Source organism: Dyadobacter sp. UC 10 (genome assembly GCF_008369915.1).
Taxonomy (GTDB): Bacteria; Bacteroidota; Bacteroidia; order Cytophagales; family Spirosomataceae; genus Dyadobacter.
The window spans coordinates 4072373-4087898 of the sequence record NZ_VSRN01000001.1; the positions used below are offsets into that span (position 1 = coordinate 4072373).

Sequence of the window (15526 nt, forward strand, 5' to 3'; positions counted from 1 at the left end):
ATGCGCCGGGCTTCTTCTTGGCTAACAGCTATCATTTAATGGCCAGCACACGCTCCACAGGTTGTTCCGACAATTCAAAGGTTTTGGTCAGCTTTTCGCCTTTGCCGCTTATCTGAATCGTGTAGATGCCGCTGGGCAAATTTTTGACATTCAGTGCTTTTCTGAATTTCTCAGTATTCTTTCCGATTATCTCGCGGAACATGACTTGTCCCCGGTCATTGGTTACCAGCACGATCGCATTGCAGTCTGCATATTTGTCGACACTAATATGAATGTTGCCCGATTTTGAGGCGAAAATTCCGGTGCCGAAGCTGGTAACTTTTTTAGTCTCTTTATCCGCGGCAAAAGTATTGGCAACGAAAACAAAAGTGAATGCTACTGTGAAGGCGATTGATTTAAGTAAGTTTTTCATGGCTAATAAATGTTTAAAGGTTTTATCTGACTGCTATCCCTGATGGACATAACAAAGATAGGTGACGACAGGTACTATGTAATACAAAGTACAGGAGCGGTAGTATGTGAAAATAAGTGGTTGTAACTGCGGAACACTGAACTTTTGTATTTTTACCTCACAATGGCAAAAAGGAAAATTAAAGCCTCCACAAAGAAAACAGCTTACTTAAAACCCCTTCCACCCAAAGGATGGGCAATTGTTGCAGGTGTAGTTTTGCTGATCGCGGCCGTGATCTGGTGGCGTGACAGCAAGGATGAAAATCAATGGGAGTTTGTCAGCAAGTTCGGTATACGCTTACCGATGCGTTATTCGATCCATGGAATCGACGTTTCGCACCACAATGCAAAAATCAATTGGGACAAGTTGAAAAAGACCAGGTCCGGGGACGTTGGTATTGATTTCGTGTACATCAAAGCGACCGAAGGCGCGACGCATCTTGACAAACAATTTAGAAGAAACTGGAACGAGGCGAAAAGGGTAGGCATGAAACGCGGGGCCTACCATTTTTATAACCCCCGGGTGATGTCCGACAGGCAGGTGCAAAACTTCATAGGCCAGGTCGCAATGGAAGCCGGGGATATGCCGCCGGTACTGGATTTGGAAACGCACGCTGGCAGACCCGATGACATCATTATTAAGGGTGTAAAAAACTGGCTCACACAAATAGAAAAGCATTACGGCGTGCGGCCGATTATTTACGTTAATGAATATTTCTACAAAAAATATATAGCCGGAAACTTCGATGATTACCCGCTCTGGCTGGCTGGCTATTCCCGCGACGATATCAGCGACCTCGCGCTCGATGCCAAGGTATTATTCTGGCAGCACAGCGAAAAAGGCTGGGCCGATGGGATCAAAGGTTTTGTAGACTATAATGTGTTTTTACACGAAGGCGACGACTGGGCTTCCCTGGGTGAATAGCTACCGAATACTCAAGCGAGTAAAAGTACGCTGAGAATCAGGCCGGTGAAATCCTACTTTTGAACACAACCAAACATTAACTGTGTCATGAAGGGATTTCAATTTTGTCTGCTGCTGCTAATCGCCGGCTACTGCCTGACCGGGTGTAAGACTACTGCTATACTCTCTGCTAATTTTGAAAGCAATACGGTAGGCACTTTGCCGCCCAAAAACTTGCCGGGCGAACCTGCCGGTGATGAAATGACATTCGGCTCAGAACTGGAACCCAGGATACGGATCGTTGCTTCGGGGGGCAATAAGGCATTGAGCTTTACGCAGGTAAGTGCGTCAGGCCTGACCGCTCATAATCAGTGGCTGGGCTTCAAGGGTATTTCAACCAATTTTGTGGAACCAATGTGGTTTTATTTTACAGCGAAACATTCGGGGCTGGGCGGCAAAATTACTATTGATATTACCGACGGCGCTGCTGCCATTATCGGAAGGTTTTTCATCTCGCAGTCGGGCGACGTTTCGATTATAAGAAATGTAGCAACTGTGGAGGAGCAGCACGCCGGCAATATTCCACCTGATGAATCACACACCTTCATTGTCGCGCTGAATATGAGTAAATCGTCATATAACCTGATCATTTATAAATCGAGCGGAAATATAACGGTTGAAGACATTCCGGTGGCCAACAGTGCCCTGACCTACGCCAATCCTGCAAACCCCACCATTAGTTTCAGGTATGACGACGGCAGTTCATCCGATCGGAAATATGTGATGGAAGCGGTGACGATCAGCAGAAAGCAGCCTTGAAATAACGAGCCCCGGCGCGTACCGGGGCTGCTGTCATATCAAAGGTTCCTGCTGGCTGAGGCAGTGAAAACTACCCTGTCCCCAGATGATCTCCGTAGCTTCGAGCGGGATAATTTTACGTCCCGGAAAGGTTTGTTCAAGAATATCAATTGCAACCTGGTCATTCGGATTATTGAAAACCGGTACGATCACACCTGCATTACAGATCAGGAAGTTGGCATAGGAGCCAGGCGTACGGAAACCGTCGATTACAACCGCTTTCGGCATGGGCAGCTCGATGATATTCAGCTGCTTCCCATTCACCAGCCGCATATTTTCCAGCATAGTGAGGTTGGTGTGCAGGATTTCGTAGTTCTCGTCTTCCGGATTTGATTCTACGCAGGCTACCACGGTATCTTCATTCACAAAACGGGTTGTATCGTCAATGTGTCCGTCCGTATCGTCACCTACAATGCCGCCTTCCACCCATAGTACCTGCTCCATGCCGTAATAATCGCAGAGGTACTTTTCGATTTCTGTCTGGTTCAAATGCGGGTTGCGATTGGTATGGAGCAAACAGGATTTGCTGGTCAATATGCTTCCCGCGCCATTGAATTCCACCGCGCCGCCTTCCATGATAATGCCCGGATTCACAATCGGTAAATTCAGGTATTTCGCAACCGCGGCAGGCGTGCGGTTATCGTCGTCGTAGGGAGGATATTTGCCTCCCCACGCATTGTGACCCCAATCCACGATCATTTTCTGCTTTGTCTCCGGATTGATCACAAAAGAAGGTCCGTGATCGCGGCACCAGGCATCGTTGGTAGGTTTGATGATAAATTCGATTTTGGAAAGATCGACGCCGGTGCGGGAAAGTTCGGCTATGATGAATTCTTTAAGGTTCTCATTGTCAGCAATAATCCCCACATTTTCGCCCTGGCTGATCGCTTTGATGAAGGCCAGGTACTGTGGCCGCATTTGTGCCAGCTTTTCTCCCTGCCACGAGGCTTCGTTATGCGGAAAAGTAAGCCACGTAGCCCGGTGTGGGTACCACTCGGGAGGAAAAATGAAACCTGATTCTTTGGGGGTCAATGAAGTATTAAGCTCAGACACGGTATTGCGGTTGGTAAATAATTAAACCGCAAAGGTCGGAAAGGTTTTGGGTTAAGGCAAAATCAATTGTTCGCGACCATGACATTATCTACGAGGTAAGTGCCATCTACGGTTTCAAGGTGGTACGCCTTATTGACGCGCCTGGCATTTTCCTTGACAGCGCCGATTCTCCACATAGATACCAGGCCGGTAGCAGGTTCATAATGGTATAACACGTCTTTTTTCGACAGTTTTCTCATCCGCTTTTTGCCGTGACTGGTCTGAACGCGGTGATCGGGTGTCGTTTCGATCAGGAGGGCAGGGACAATCCGCTCGTTTTCCGGGCTGATAGCAGCAGTGACCGGGCGAAGATAAAAGGCCGTCAATGCAGAATAGGGTTGGTTGAATATATCGATCTGCTTTACCTGGGTAGTTGTAGACCTTCCACCTTTGCAGGTTTTTACATGCTCACCGATTCTTACGTCCTCAATCGGTTTAACAGTACCATCGGCCATTGTCACCGGCGCGCTGCCCGAAAAGTATTGATATCGTTTCTTTTTCTTTGAAACCCGGATCGTTTCTTCCGACTTGATCTGCTCTCCGGGGCTACTATTCGTTTGTGCAAAAAGACTCAGAGACGCGAGCAATAGGAGTGAGGTACTTATTATTTTATTCATTAGCAGGTTTTAATGTGCAAATCGGTTGGGTTTTCGGGCAGCGCATTCTTCAAAATGCCTAGGCTTTTGACATTTTAACAAAAACCTTACTGAGTGCATTGGGTAATGCTCCGAGCGCTATCAATACTAAGCCGGACGTGATCAGTGTGGAGTTGTGTGCGAAGAAAGTGCCGGAAGAGAGGATCGCGAGGATTAATATGGTCGAAAATGGCAGCGAAAAAGCGAGCAGCAATACCGCCAGTTCCAGGTCAAATGTCCGTTTTTCTTTGGGTAACCCTTTCGCGTCTTCCCTGATATTAAATGCCGAAATATGCGCCAGCGGCCAAAAGCTCGCCGCACTCAACGGGATCACGACTGCCAGCAGGATCATTGCCGGTTCATTAATATTGAGCACATAGATCATCCCTGCGCTGATCAGCATCGTAATTCCAGCGCGGAAAAACAGGATGCTTGCTACAATGCGTTTTTTTCCTTCCTTTAATTGAACTGCAAGCCCGATGAACAAAAGTACGAGCGGTGTCATCATCGCGCTGGTTTTGTCGAAGAGATCCGTCACAACAGAAGGGAGTGTATTGTAATTGATGCCCAAACTCAGCAGAATGATCGCAAGGAAAATGAGCAGGTTAATAGGCTCCTGGAACATACTGGCAAAAAGACTTTTCAGCTTGCCGCCCATTCTGGTTTCCTGATCGTTGCTGTTCTTCAAAAACATATTCATTGCAAGAATATAGAGGGAAATCAGAACGAAAAATTTGTTGCCCACATCTGCCAGTGCCGCGATAGCAAGACTTTTTTCACCCAAAAATTCAGCGATAAATGGAAAACAGGAAAGCCCCGGCGCAAGGGAGGGAATCAGCATGATCAGCGTCCGTCCGGTCGGGCTGTTTCTATCGATACCAAATAGTGTGAAAGCCAGAGGTGCTGAAAAGAACATTAAAAAGTTGAATACCAGTGTCACCAGTGGAATGATGATCATCGACGAGTCAATGTCGATCTTCATCAGGGAAATGAAGATGGTGGAAGGCAATGCAACCGACAAAATGATTTCTTTGATCCCATTCGTCTGGTCCTTGTTTTTGAATTTGCTCTTCAGGAGCAGTCCCAAAGAAATCAGCAATAGGAGTGTTATGGTTTTTTGCAATGCATCACTCATGATCAAAAGGGATTTGAATGGTGTTGTTCAATGGTTGGTAGTGGGTTGGCTTTGTTCGGGGGTATGGGTTCAGGGTAGTTCGGTGTTGTTGGAGGTAGTTCGGCGTTGTTCGAGGTGTTTGGTGTTGTTGGAGATGGTTCGGTGTTGTTTTAATGCTATTTACTAACCATTAAAAACGACCTCGAACCCCCTAACGACCTCGAACAATACCGAACCCCCGAACAACCTCGAACTACCCATACCCCCCTAAAAAAATCCCTAACTCAACTGCCCCAGCGCCCCGACGAATGCTTTCATTTCATCCATCGTGCCGAGACTAACGCGGCACCACGGCTTGTTCTGGATATCGAATGCGCGTACTGCTACTCCTTTTGCATTCAGTTTGGTGAGCAGTTCCTTACCGGAAATAGTCACAGGGAACAGGACAAAATTGGTGTAGGACGGGATGTATTTGTAGCCCATTTTGTCCAGGTTTTCGTACAGATACAGTTTCGCTTCGTGGTTCAGCTTGCGGGTGTTTCCCTGGAAGTCCTTGTCGTCGAGGCTGGCAGAGGCTGCAAAAATCGAGGTATAGGAAATTCCCATTCCGCCGCGTGTGATCTTGTTAATGCTTTCCAGGTAAGAAGGAAGCGCCACCATGTACCCGACACGGATACCGGCCATTCCCATGATTTTAGAGAAAGTACGGGCTACGATTACATTTTTCTTTTGCGTAAGCAATGAAACCATGCTCTGAGTGTCCGCGCCTACGGCAAGTTCAATGTAAGCTTCGTCAACAAATACAGGCACCTTTTCTGAAACGCGTGAACAGAAATCGAGCAGGTCCTGGCCTTTCGTAATCGCGCCGGTCGGATTGTTCGGGTTACATACGTACACGAGTTTTGTTTCGCTGTCGATTGCGGCTTCCATCGCTTTGAGGTCGTGTGACCAGTCGGCTGTGCAGGGAACGGGCTTCCAGGTTGCGCCCACGGATTTGGCGACCTGTACCAGCGACATATAGCAGGGATCGGCGGAAACAATGTTTCCCTTTCCATTCATGAAAGTGACCAGTGCCACTTTTTCCAAAAGGTCGGAAGAGCCCGGGCCCATCATGATATGGTCGGCAGGTACACCTTCTTTTTGGGCTATTTTATCAATAAGATCATACATTTCCTTCCATGCGTAACGGTTGCCGTTTTTTACAGAGTCAGCCACTGCTTTTTGCGCTGACATTGGCGGACCGTATGGATTTTCGTTGGCATTCAGTTTTGCGATAATCTTTGGGGCTTTGCGATCATCCGGTAAAAAATGTTCTCTCACCATGGGGCTGCGGTAAATGCGGTTCTCCGGATCCAGCGACAACGGTGAGCTGGCGAAGGCGCCCATGCTTAAATGCGGGGCAAGTGTCATACCTCCGATTGCCATTAAACCGGATTTAAGAAGATTCCGACGGTCCATTTTCTGATTCATTTTTATAAAGTTTTAGTAATATGTGACGATAATTTGTGATCAATAAAATCTGATGTACAATTTAAGAAAAACCGGCTGAATATAAACTTACTTAGGTTGTTTTTCAATTAGTTAGCGGCTACTTGTGAGTATCTGGTAAATGCAATGCCCTTGTGGTTTCCAGTCCACGAAATACGGCTGATAGAGCCTGCTTTCGGGGCTGCAATGCCGAGCTCCGCCCATGTTTTATCGATGGTAACCAGGCCTTCGGAATTAGACGTGACTTCTCCAAGACTAGTGCCCGAGCGGAGTGTGATTTTGATCGTAATATTGGGTACGGGAATGGAGTCAATGCCTTTGGTATGATCAAGGATATTGGTCTTGTCCAGTTCAAGCAGGCGCGCTGATAGAGTCAGTTTCGTTGCTGTTGCGGCGTAAGTGACAGTAGGCTCGCTGGCAATAGGTGCGCCGAAAGGGGCTCCGACAATGTCCACCAGTACGGGCGCTACCTCTCTTTCCAGAAACGGATCCTCTACTTTGCAGGAGGTAATTCCGGGCGTCACCAGTGCCAGCAGGCAAATTGCAGATATAGCAGATCTGATATTTTTCATAATTCTGATTTCTTGATTGGTTAAAAAGAAGGTTATTTCTCTGCCCACCAAAGCTTGGTTTTCATATCATCGGCTCCTCCGTTCAGGTTTACACCCTCAGTAACCGCCTTTTGGTTCAATGAATATTCGGAGGCAGGGTAGTTGAAGCGCGTCGGCAGGATACCGCCGTTATTTAGTACCGCTCTCGGGTCCGGTGCAGGGAATACCGGGAAGCCGGTCCGGCGCCATTCGATCCAGGCTTCAATACCTTGTCCAAACAGGGAGATCCACTTTTGTTCAAGGACTTTTTCCTTGCTTATCGCACCCGCTTTTGTAAAATAATCTGCTGGAGGTGTGAGGCTGTATTGTGCGAATGAAGCCGTAATGCCATCTTCATAATACTTCTTGGCATCACCTGTAATATCACCGTCGAGCACTGCTTCGGCCAGAATAAATTTCAGTTCTGCAAAAGTCATGATCACCTCCGGCGCGTCGGCTTTTGTGAATGCGGTACCGATCGTAGAGCTGGTCGCGAGGTAGCTGGTCGCGATCGCATCGGGCAAACCGTTCGCATGTCCCTGGTACACCCCGTCTTTATTCGGATTTGCATACACGGTAATGCGGGTGTCGCCTATTGCATTCATCTTGTCGGCCAGCGTTTTGCTGATATTCCAGTCGGTACGGCCGCCCTGGATCAGGATCTGGTTCCATTCGTTGTTGCTTGGAAGTACGGTCGTGCATTTCAGCGATGCATTGTCTGCATTACTGGTAAATACAGGGAATTTGGTCGCGTCAGCCAAAATTTCAGCCATGACCGCCTTCGATTCAGCAGGTTTTTTAGCAGCCTGGCGGTTAGCGAGCCGCAGGCGAAGTGAATTGGCGAATTTTTTCCATTTCAAAATATCCCCTGAGTAAAGAATATCCCCTGCAATCACCGGCCCGCCTACTGTCAGCTTTTCGTTGGCTATTTTGAGATCATTCAGTAAGCCAGCATATACAACATCCATTGCGTCATATTTGGGTGTATAAACCGGTTCCAACGCCGTTCCTTTGATTGCATCCGTATACGGAATAGCGCCGTACATATCCGTCAGCAACGAAAATACCCAGCTGCGCATGACCAGCGCCACGCCTTCATAGTTCGCATTCGGAGTAGCCGATTCCGGATTGGTCTGCATGATCATGCGCTGGAAATTGAGCAGGCCATCGTTGAAGAAGCCCTTCCAGTTGTTGGAAAGCAATGCAGGAGAAACGGTGTAATCGTCGCCCTCATTACTGTAAATATTCCGGGTCAGATGCTGTACGTACAATTCTGCCGCATCAATATTGATCCGCTCAAAACGGTCCCTGTGTCCCCAGTACCGGTCGATTGAAGTTTCAATGCCGGTAGGAAGTAGGTACTGCGGCCCGATCGCCGTAGGGCTGTTCGGGTTTACGTTCATTTCATCAAAGTCCTTGGTGCAGCTCGAAGCAGTAAGAATCCCCGCCAGCGCCGTCATCCAGATGGTTTTATGATTAAATATTTTTTTCATTTCGAAAATCTTTAAAGTCTCTAACTCGTTTGACTGGATCAGAATGACAATGAGAGGTTTGCACCTACGCTGCGGGAGCTCGGAAGTTCGCCGTAGCCAAATCCCTGCTCGTTGCCACCTTTGGCGTCGATCTCAGGATCAATGTGAGGGGTATTTTTGAAGATCATCCACACATTACGTCCTACTACCGATATTTTGGCAGACTGGATTTTGATCTTTTTCAAAATAGAAGGACTGAAAGTGTAGCCCAGCGAAAGTTCACGCAGTTTGACATAGCTCGCGTCGAAAATCGCCGACTCGTGGTAGTTTCTTGGGTTTGCGTAACCGTAAAGCTGGTTGGCCGTGACGATGATGTCATTTGGTACGTAAGATTTCGAACCATCAGCCCCAGTCAATTCGCGCACTCCCTGACCGATCACACCTTCTTCGCGGCCGAGCGCAGTTTCCGCATATTGACCTGTCCAGCGGGCAGTACCGGTACCTTCGTCATAAATATCGCCACCGACGCGAACGTCAACCAATGCACTCAGTGAGAAGCCTTTGTAGTTCAGCGTATTCATCATACCGCCAATCCAGTCGGGCTGGATATTACCCAGGTTCTGGCCCGCAGCGGTGATCGGGAGACCATTTGCTCCATAAACGACCTGACCATTGTATTTCTGAAACCCAACTCCATAGAAAGTACCGTAAGGCTGTCCCACACGGGCTTCCGACGACATACCTCTTTGCGTCGCCAAAGTGTAGGTAGTCAGTCCTTCTGCCAGCTCCACCACTTTATTGCGGTTACGCGACCAGTTCAGAGAAACATCCCAGCTGAACCCGCCCGGCAGCTTAACCGGTGTTCCCGAGATCGAAACCTCGATTCCTTTGTTGGTGATCTTTCCTGCATTCAGGATACGCGTATTGTAGCCGCTCGCTTTGGAAATTTCAACACCCAGGATCTGATCTTTCGTGGTCTGATCGTAATAGGTTACATCGAGACCGATTTTGCCTTTCAGGAAGCGAAGGTCGGCGCCGATTTCCAAACCGGTTGTGATCTCCGGTTTCAGGTTACTGTTGGCGATCTGGATGTTCTCCCCGAATTTGGGGACTGCGCCATTCCATGAGCCTTTTGCAAGAAATGTCTGTGCTAACTGATAAGGAGTTGCATCGTTACCAACCTGCGCATAGCTGGCGCGGACTTTACCGAAAGAGAAGATATTACTGTTGATATCAAACAATTCGGTCACTACTGCGCTCAAAGACGCGGAAGGGTAGAAGTAGGAACGGGCGTTCGAAGGCAATGTGCTCGACCAGTCGTTGCGCGCTGTCAGGTCCAGGAACAATGCATCTTTCCAGGAGAAATTAGCGGTTCCGAACAAGCTTTGTGTTTCAGATTCCCTGATCTCACTTTCAATGGTGTTCTGGCTCGGTACCGAGTTGCCTGCATTGTACAGCCCGTCGACCACCATTTCGCCCACATAGAAGTAATTTCTTTTATAATAGTTTTTACGTTGAATACCGCCGAACTGCACATTCAAACCGAAATCAGAAGTAATATCTTTATTGTAAGTCAGCATGAAATCCGAATTGGTTTCCTGGCTGCGCAATACTTCTTCTGAAAACCGCCCCGGCGTGCGAACACCATTGCGGACGCGGAGAAAGTTGGAAACATTGATCCGGGTGTCGCTCCAGAAATCTGTTCCGGTACGTACCAGCAGGCTCAGGGAAGGAAGTATTTTGTAGTTCAATGCAATATTCCCCAGCAATCTGTCCTTCTCATTGCCCGACGGCAGGTTTTTTTGACTAAAATAAGGATTGGTAAAGAAAGTATGCTGCCAGTGAGGCGGGTCCGTATCTGCGCCACGCTGATTGTGCACGTCTGCGTAGCTTTCATAATCACGCAGCTGATCCCACGAAACGTGACGATGCGACCATATAAACTCTTGTCCGCCGGCGTAGCTGCGGTTGTCCGAGCCCGACTTGATATATTCTCCTGAAAGCGTAATGTTCAGGTTTTTTGTCAGGTTATATCCCGAATTGATCCGGAAGTTATTGCGGTGAAAATCATTGTAATACATAATACCTTTCTGATCTACCCGGCTCAGGCCCAGGCGGAAATAACCTTTGTCGTTTCCGCCGTTCAATGCCACACTATTCGTGATCGTGCGGCCGGTTTGCCAGTATTCTTCCCAGTTATTGGGCTGGGGAGTCAGTGGAGCAACATCGTCACCAGTCCACCACTGTCTCACCATGCGTCCGTCCATGGGCGCTCCCCAGCTTTCATCGGTACCTTCTGAACCAGCCAGCGGATATCTTGAGTCGTAAACCGACCTGTACTGTGCGATCTCATTGGGATCAGTAATGCTGCCGCTCCACCCGTCGTTGTACCAGGTGCGGTAACCGTTTCCGCCACCGTAAGTATTCTGAAAATCAGGTTTGATCCAGGGACGTTCAAAAGTGATGTTGGAGTTAATATCTACGCCGAGACCTTTGGTACCCTGGCCGTTTTTGGTCGTGATCAGGATAACTCCGTTGGCTGCACGTGAGCCATAAAGCGCAGCGGCGTTAGGTCCTTTCAATACCGACATTTCTTTGATATTGTCCGGGTTAACTTCCGAAATTCCTCCTCCGAATGTTTTGCTCGCGGTTTGTTCCATCGGCACACCGTCGATCACGATCAGTGGCTGGTTGTTGCCCGAAACGGAAGAAGAACCGCGGATCTGAATGGTAGAACTGCTTCCCGGCCCGCCATTTGACTGGATCCTGACCCCCGCAATTTTACCCGAAAGCGCATTTGCTACGTTCGTCGAGCGCGATTCTGTCAGCGCGCTTCCTTTTACTTCCTGTACTGTATAGCCCAGCGCTTTTTTCTCGCGCTCGATACCAAATGCAGTTACAACCACCTCGGAAAGCTGTCGGGTATCTGCGTCCAGTTTAATGTCAAACTGCGTCTGATTGCCGATCGGGAGCTCTTTGATCAGAAAGCCGACATAAGAAACAACCAGAATCCCGTCGCCCGGAACCGAGAAAGTGAATTTACCGTCCGCGTCTGCATTGGTACCGACATTCGTTCCTTTCAGGATGACAGATGCACCGGCCAGTCCAAGGCCATCTTCGGCCGCCAATATCTTTCCGCTGAGCTGCCTTACCTGGGCAAATGCAGCCGGAGAGCAAAGGCATACCCATACTATTAAGAGTAGAACTTTACGCATGAGGATGTTGGGTTAAATGTGTTGGTAGAAAGTAACAGGAGAAAAAAGTTATGGCTGTGTGGTGTCCACACTGCCGTGCGCCGCACACACTTTCGCATGGACAGAACAACACAGCCATAAGCTTGCAACACTGCTTTTCCGGAAAGCAATACCCTCGTTAATCGAGGACAGACATGAACGAAGCTGAGGTAAAGCAAAGCCTTGCGTCAACAGTTTGCCTGTCCACGGTATTGGAAAATCTGTCTTTAAAAAATTATATTGTTTTCGAGGCGGAACGGGCCAAATGGATCAAGTGTAATCCATTTAGATTTCAGAACGCTCCTCTCTCAACAGTCGGATATATTCATGTGCGGCTGGAATATATCTTCGGTCTTGAAGTTCAGTCATTCGTTTAACGACTTCTCAAATATACTGAGAATGTGAAAAGATGCAAGAGAATAAATTAAATAAGTAGCTTTTTTTGCAATAAAAATTGGTGATTTAAAATGAATATAAAATCGTATTGTAATAATCTGATAAAAAATTTTACTAAACCATTTTTTAATCTTCTCTAGTGATCTACTGGATTAAATAAACTCATTTATCATTTATAAACGTCTATTATATAGATGTTTATAAATGATAACAGGAGATTCAAGGTGCAGCACCTGGTTGTCATGAGAAAATTGTGCAGATAAAGCCGTGTAAGCGCCTTAAAGCAAAAAAAGTGAGCCTCCGATCTCGGGCTCACTTTTCTGTGAATGGGAATAATTATATTTCAATCTATTTTATGCGTCAATATATCTTTTCAATATCGGCCGGTATGAATCAATCCTTCTGTCTCTTAAAAACGGCCAGGTCGTGCGGTAATGGTCGAGTCTTTCCAGATCAAGCTCTTCTACATGTGTAACTTCTCCTTCATGCGGAGCTAGGTAGAGGAGCTTTCCGTGCGGGTTCGCAATAAAGGAACCACCCCAGAACTGCTGATCAGCCTCGCGCCCCACGCGGTTGACGGAAACTACATAAACGCCGTTCGCAACTGCGTGGCCACGCTGGATCGTTTGCCAGGCTCCGTATTGTTCCTCATTGGTGTCCGGATCGGTTTCATTGGTATCCCAGCCGATCGCTGTCGGGTAAAAAAGGATTTCGGCGCCCATCAGGCTAGTAATCCGCGCAGCTTCCGGGTACCATTGGTCCCAGCATATCAGCACACCGATCTTCGCAAATTTTGTTTCAAATATCCGGTAACCGTCGCGATCGCCCGCCTCTCCCTGGGGGTCGCCCGAAGAAGCGTCACCGGGCGTAAAATAAAATTTCTCGTAATAGCCCGGATCGTCGGGGATATGCATTTTGCGATATTTGCCCAGGTAAGCTCCGTCGGCATCCAGGACTGCTGTGGTATTATGATATAATCCATGCGCGCGTTTTTCAAACAATGAAGCGATGATTACCACGCCGAGCTCCTTCGCCAAAGCACTCAACTGGTTAGTAGAAGGGCCCGGAATCGGTTCGGCCAGGGCAAAATTGCCGTGGTCTTCCACATCGCAGAAATAGAGGGATTTGAAAAGCTCCTGAAGGCAGATAATATTCGCACCTTTTTGAGCAGCCTCGCGGATTTTGACCGTTGCTTTTTGAAAGTTGGCTTCAACATCAGCGGTACAGCTCATTTGTACCAAACCTACGTTTACTTTTTTTGTCATGAATTTAGTTTGTGGATTACCCTGGATTGATCAGGAAGTGTAACACTAATTTTCCGGCGGGAGTTCTTTAACAGGGAAAGAGAAGGATATCTCGTTCATACATTTGAAATGCTTTTTGGGGCAGGCTTTGTAGCCGATTTTCGAACACGGCCGACAGCCCAGATCGGGCCTTTCCAGTACTTCAAAAGCTGTTTTATAGGGATACATCCCAAATTCCGGAACAGTATTTCCCCAGATTGAATATACTTTTTTCTTAAAAGCGGCAGCAACGTGCATCAACCCCGTATCGTGGGAAAATACGATGACGGCCCGTTTGATCAGCGATGCCGACTGGTTGAAATTATACTTTCCGCAAGTATTCAATATCAGCGTGTCTCCGATTGCATTCCGGATGATTTCCCCATTCTCAAAATCTTCCTTTCCGCCCAATAATACAACGGGATAGTTGATTTTCTTGCAAAGCTCGATCATTCGCTCCACGGGTAATTTCTTGGTATTATGCTGCCCGCCGATCGCATATGCCACAAATGTATCGCGGTGCGTGGGCGGCAGCCAGTCCGGTTCTACATTGTCTTTGTAGGGAATAAAATAATCGAGGCCCTGCCCGTCATTCGTAATCCCGAATGATGAAACAGTTTCCATATACCGGTCAACGATATGGATATCAGGCAGGTAATCTATTTTAAATTGGGTGATCAGCCATTTCAGCACATTTAGTTTGTCGAAACTGAACGAAGGAACGCGCAATGCGAATTTGATCCTTAATGTGCGGATATTGGTGTGGAGGTCGATAATGTAGTCAAACTGCTCCTTTTTTAGCTGCCTGAGCAGCTCTTTTGTATTTTTTTCCAGCAGCCAGATCCTGTCGACGTAAGGGTTGTCGAGCAGCAGGAATTCAAATTTGCTTTTGGTAAAATAATGGATCTCGGCCTGAGGGTGCTGTTGTTTGAGGCACCTGATCACCGGCGTCGTCAGCACGATATCGCCTATGGATGAAAAACGGAGGATCAGGAATTTTACCGGTTTACTCACTTCTTGTGGTTTGACGTTGCTGGTTAGGAAACAGATTTGGCGGCCGCCGGTCCGCCGGCCGTCGATGCTTCCAGCGACGGTGGCTCCACAACCAGTTATCGGGCTGCGCCATGATATCTGCTTCCAATTGTTCGATCTGACTTTGCAGGATCGCATTGGTCGGTTCCAGTCTGGGGTTCTCAGTGATCAGCCGGAAATACGCCCGATAGAAACCCCTCCTGATCCGATCCTTAAATATACCCATATAAAGCACAGGTGCATTCAACCGACGCGCGATCAGTTCGCCTCCCCGGAAAAATCCGGTGTCCTGATGCAAGAAATGGGTCCAGTAAGCTTTGTCCGGCACGGGCGACTGGTCGTTGATCAATACAAATAAAAAAGGCTTGTCACGGGGTTCGAGTGCTTTGGAGATGGCATTTTTCATCGGTACCATTTCAGTTCCGAATCGCGTACGGAAGCCGCGGAACCAGTCGTCGAAAGTATCGTTGGCGAGTTCATGGTAAACAACGATGATCTGATAGGATAGTTTGGCGGAAGCCACCAGGTTAAGCATTTCCCAGTTTCCCAGGTGACCAGCCATGATCACAAGGTTTTGCTTTTGTTCATAATAATAATTGAGCAAATCCATTTCCAAATCAAATCTTTCCAACAGGTCGGATTTGGGGCTGGTGATCATTTTGATGGTTTCAAAAATTATATCCGTGAAATTCTGGTAGTAATCGCTAGCAATCTGTCTGATCCGGTCGTCGGAATAGGAGGGGAAGCTATTCCGGAGGTTAGCGACGATAACAGCTTTTCGATATTTGCCGACGTTAAAAATCAGGTATCGGAAAGTATCAGAAAGTCTGTATAAATTTTTCCAGGAGAGCCGGGAAATCGCTGTAAGAAGTAACAGCAGCAGCCTGGTGGTCAACGTTTTCATTACTATAAATTCTTTCCTTCAAAAATAGCAATTCTGAAAAAGAAATAGTTCCGGTCGGACCTCAATAAGGCCTGC

General features: G+C 47.6%; 13 protein-coding genes. 2 read left to right on the forward strand and 11 right to left on the reverse strand.

Annotation, left to right across the window (positions count from 1 at the left end):
• Window positions 1–31: 31 nt before the first annotated feature.
• Window positions 32–412, reverse strand: a complete 381-nt coding sequence (locus FXO21_RS16930) for a T9SS type A sorting domain-containing protein (protein WP_149641184.1) — start codon at window positions 410–412, stop codon at window positions 32–34.
• Between the two features lie 162 nt (window positions 413–574).
• Between FXO21_RS16930 and FXO21_RS16935 the strand changes: the two genes are divergently transcribed.
• Both FXO21_RS16935 and FXO21_RS16940 read left to right on the forward strand, forming a co-directional pair.
• The gene (locus FXO21_RS16935) at window positions 575–1375 is read left to right on the forward strand and encodes a glycoside hydrolase family 25 protein (RefSeq protein WP_149641185.1); all 801 of its coding nucleotides are present in this window, start codon (window positions 575–577) and stop codon (window positions 1373–1375) included.
• A gap of 87 nt (window positions 1376–1462) precedes the next feature.
• A complete protein-coding gene (locus tag FXO21_RS16940; RefSeq protein ID WP_149641186.1) occupies window positions 1463–2173 on the forward strand; it encodes a hypothetical protein in 711 nt (236 codons plus the stop codon).
• A 33-nt stretch (window positions 2174–2206) separates the two neighbouring features.
• On the opposite strand, the gene FXO21_RS16945 is transcribed toward FXO21_RS16940, so the two are convergent.
• From FXO21_RS16945 to FXO21_RS16990, 10 genes are all read right to left on the reverse strand, one after another.
• Window positions 2207–3265, reverse strand: a complete 1059-nt coding sequence (locus tag FXO21_RS16945) for an agmatine deiminase family protein (protein WP_149641187.1) — start codon at window positions 3263–3265, stop codon at window positions 2207–2209.
• 62 nt (window positions 3266–3327) lie between these two features.
• Window positions 3328–3921, reverse strand: a complete 594-nt coding sequence (locus tag FXO21_RS16950) for a Hint domain-containing protein (protein ID WP_149641188.1) — start codon at window positions 3919–3921, stop codon at window positions 3328–3330.
• Between the two features lie 58 nt (window positions 3922–3979).
• Window positions 3980–5074: an AEC family transporter gene (locus FXO21_RS16955; protein ID WP_149641189.1), complete on the reverse strand. Its 1095-nt coding sequence runs from the start codon at window positions 5072–5074 to the stop codon at window positions 3980–3982.
• 258 nt (window positions 5075–5332) lie between these two features.
• Window positions 5333–6523 (reverse strand): pyridoxal phosphate-dependent aminotransferase, encoded by a 1191-nt coding sequence (locus FXO21_RS16960; protein WP_149641190.1) that lies wholly within the window; start codon window positions 6521–6523, stop codon window positions 5333–5335.
• A 107-nt stretch (window positions 6524–6630) separates the two neighbouring features.
• On the reverse strand, window positions 6631–7113 hold the full coding sequence (locus FXO21_RS16965) for a hypothetical protein (protein WP_149641191.1): 483 nt from the start codon (window positions 7111–7113) through the stop codon (window positions 6631–6633).
• 32 nt (window positions 7114–7145) lie between these two features.
• On the reverse strand, window positions 7146–8624 hold the full coding sequence (locus FXO21_RS16970) for a SusD/RagB family nutrient-binding outer membrane lipoprotein (RefSeq protein ID WP_149641192.1): 1479 nt from the start codon (window positions 8622–8624) through the stop codon (window positions 7146–7148).
• A gap of 38 nt (window positions 8625–8662) precedes the next feature.
• On the reverse strand, window positions 8663–11818 hold the full coding sequence (locus tag FXO21_RS16975; RefSeq protein WP_149641193.1) for a SusC/RagA family TonB-linked outer membrane protein: 3156 nt from the start codon (window positions 11816–11818) through the stop codon (window positions 8663–8665).
• Window positions 11819–12585: 767 nt separating this feature from the next.
• Window positions 12586–13497 (reverse strand): carbon-nitrogen hydrolase, encoded by a 912-nt coding sequence (locus FXO21_RS16980; protein ID WP_149641194.1) that lies wholly within the window; start codon window positions 13495–13497, stop codon window positions 12586–12588.
• Window positions 13498–13542: 45 nt separating this feature from the next.
• Window positions 13543–14529: a glycosyltransferase family 9 protein gene (locus FXO21_RS16985; protein WP_149641195.1), complete on the reverse strand. Its 987-nt coding sequence runs from the start codon at window positions 14527–14529 to the stop codon at window positions 13543–13545.
• On the reverse strand, window positions 14522–15451 hold the full coding sequence (locus FXO21_RS16990; RefSeq protein WP_149641196.1) for a lysophospholipid acyltransferase family protein: 930 nt from the start codon (window positions 15449–15451) through the stop codon (window positions 14522–14524). The genes FXO21_RS16985 and FXO21_RS16990 overlap by 8 nt, the downstream gene beginning before the upstream one ends.
• Window positions 15452–15526 lie beyond the last annotated feature (75 nt).

Excerpts from the sequence above, each read along its gene's own strand:
- FXO21_RS16950 (WP_149641188.1), bottom strand. The coding sequence starts at position 3,921 with ATGAATAAAATAATAAGTACCTCACTCCTATTGCTCGCGTCTCTGAGT.
- FXO21_RS16955 (WP_149641189.1), bottom strand. The coding sequence starts at position 5,074 with ATGAGTGATGCATTGCAAAAAACCATAACACTCCTATTGCTGATTTCT.
- FXO21_RS16940 (WP_149641186.1), top strand. The coding sequence starts at position 1,463 with ATGAAGGGATTTCAATTTTGTCTGCTGCTGCTAATCGCCGGCTACTGC.
- FXO21_RS16960 (WP_149641190.1), bottom strand. The coding sequence starts at position 6,523 with ATGAATCAGAAAATGGACCGTCGGAATCTTCTTAAATCCGGTTTAATG.
- FXO21_RS16965 (WP_149641191.1), bottom strand. The coding sequence starts at position 7,113 with ATGAAAAATATCAGATCTGCTATATCTGCAATTTGCCTGCTGGCACTG.
- FXO21_RS16935 (WP_149641185.1), top strand. The coding sequence starts at position 575 with ATGGCAAAAAGGAAAATTAAAGCCTCCACAAAGAAAACAGCTTACTTA.
- FXO21_RS16930 (WP_149641184.1), bottom strand. The coding sequence starts at position 412 with ATGAAAAACTTACTTAAATCAATCGCCTTCACAGTAGCATTCACTTTT.
- FXO21_RS16970 (WP_149641192.1), bottom strand. The coding sequence starts at position 8,624 with ATGAAAAAAATATTTAATCATAAAACCATCTGGATGACGGCGCTGGCG.
- FXO21_RS16980 (WP_149641194.1), bottom strand. The coding sequence starts at position 13,497 with ATGACAAAAAAAGTAAACGTAGGTTTGGTACAAATGAGCTGTACCGCT.
- FXO21_RS16990 (WP_149641196.1), bottom strand. The coding sequence starts at position 15,451 with ATGAAAACGTTGACCACCAGGCTGCTGCTGTTACTTCTTACAGCGATT.
- FXO21_RS16975 (WP_149641193.1), bottom strand. The coding sequence starts at position 11,818 with ATGCGTAAAGTTCTACTCTTAATAGTATGGGTATGCCTTTGCTCTCCG.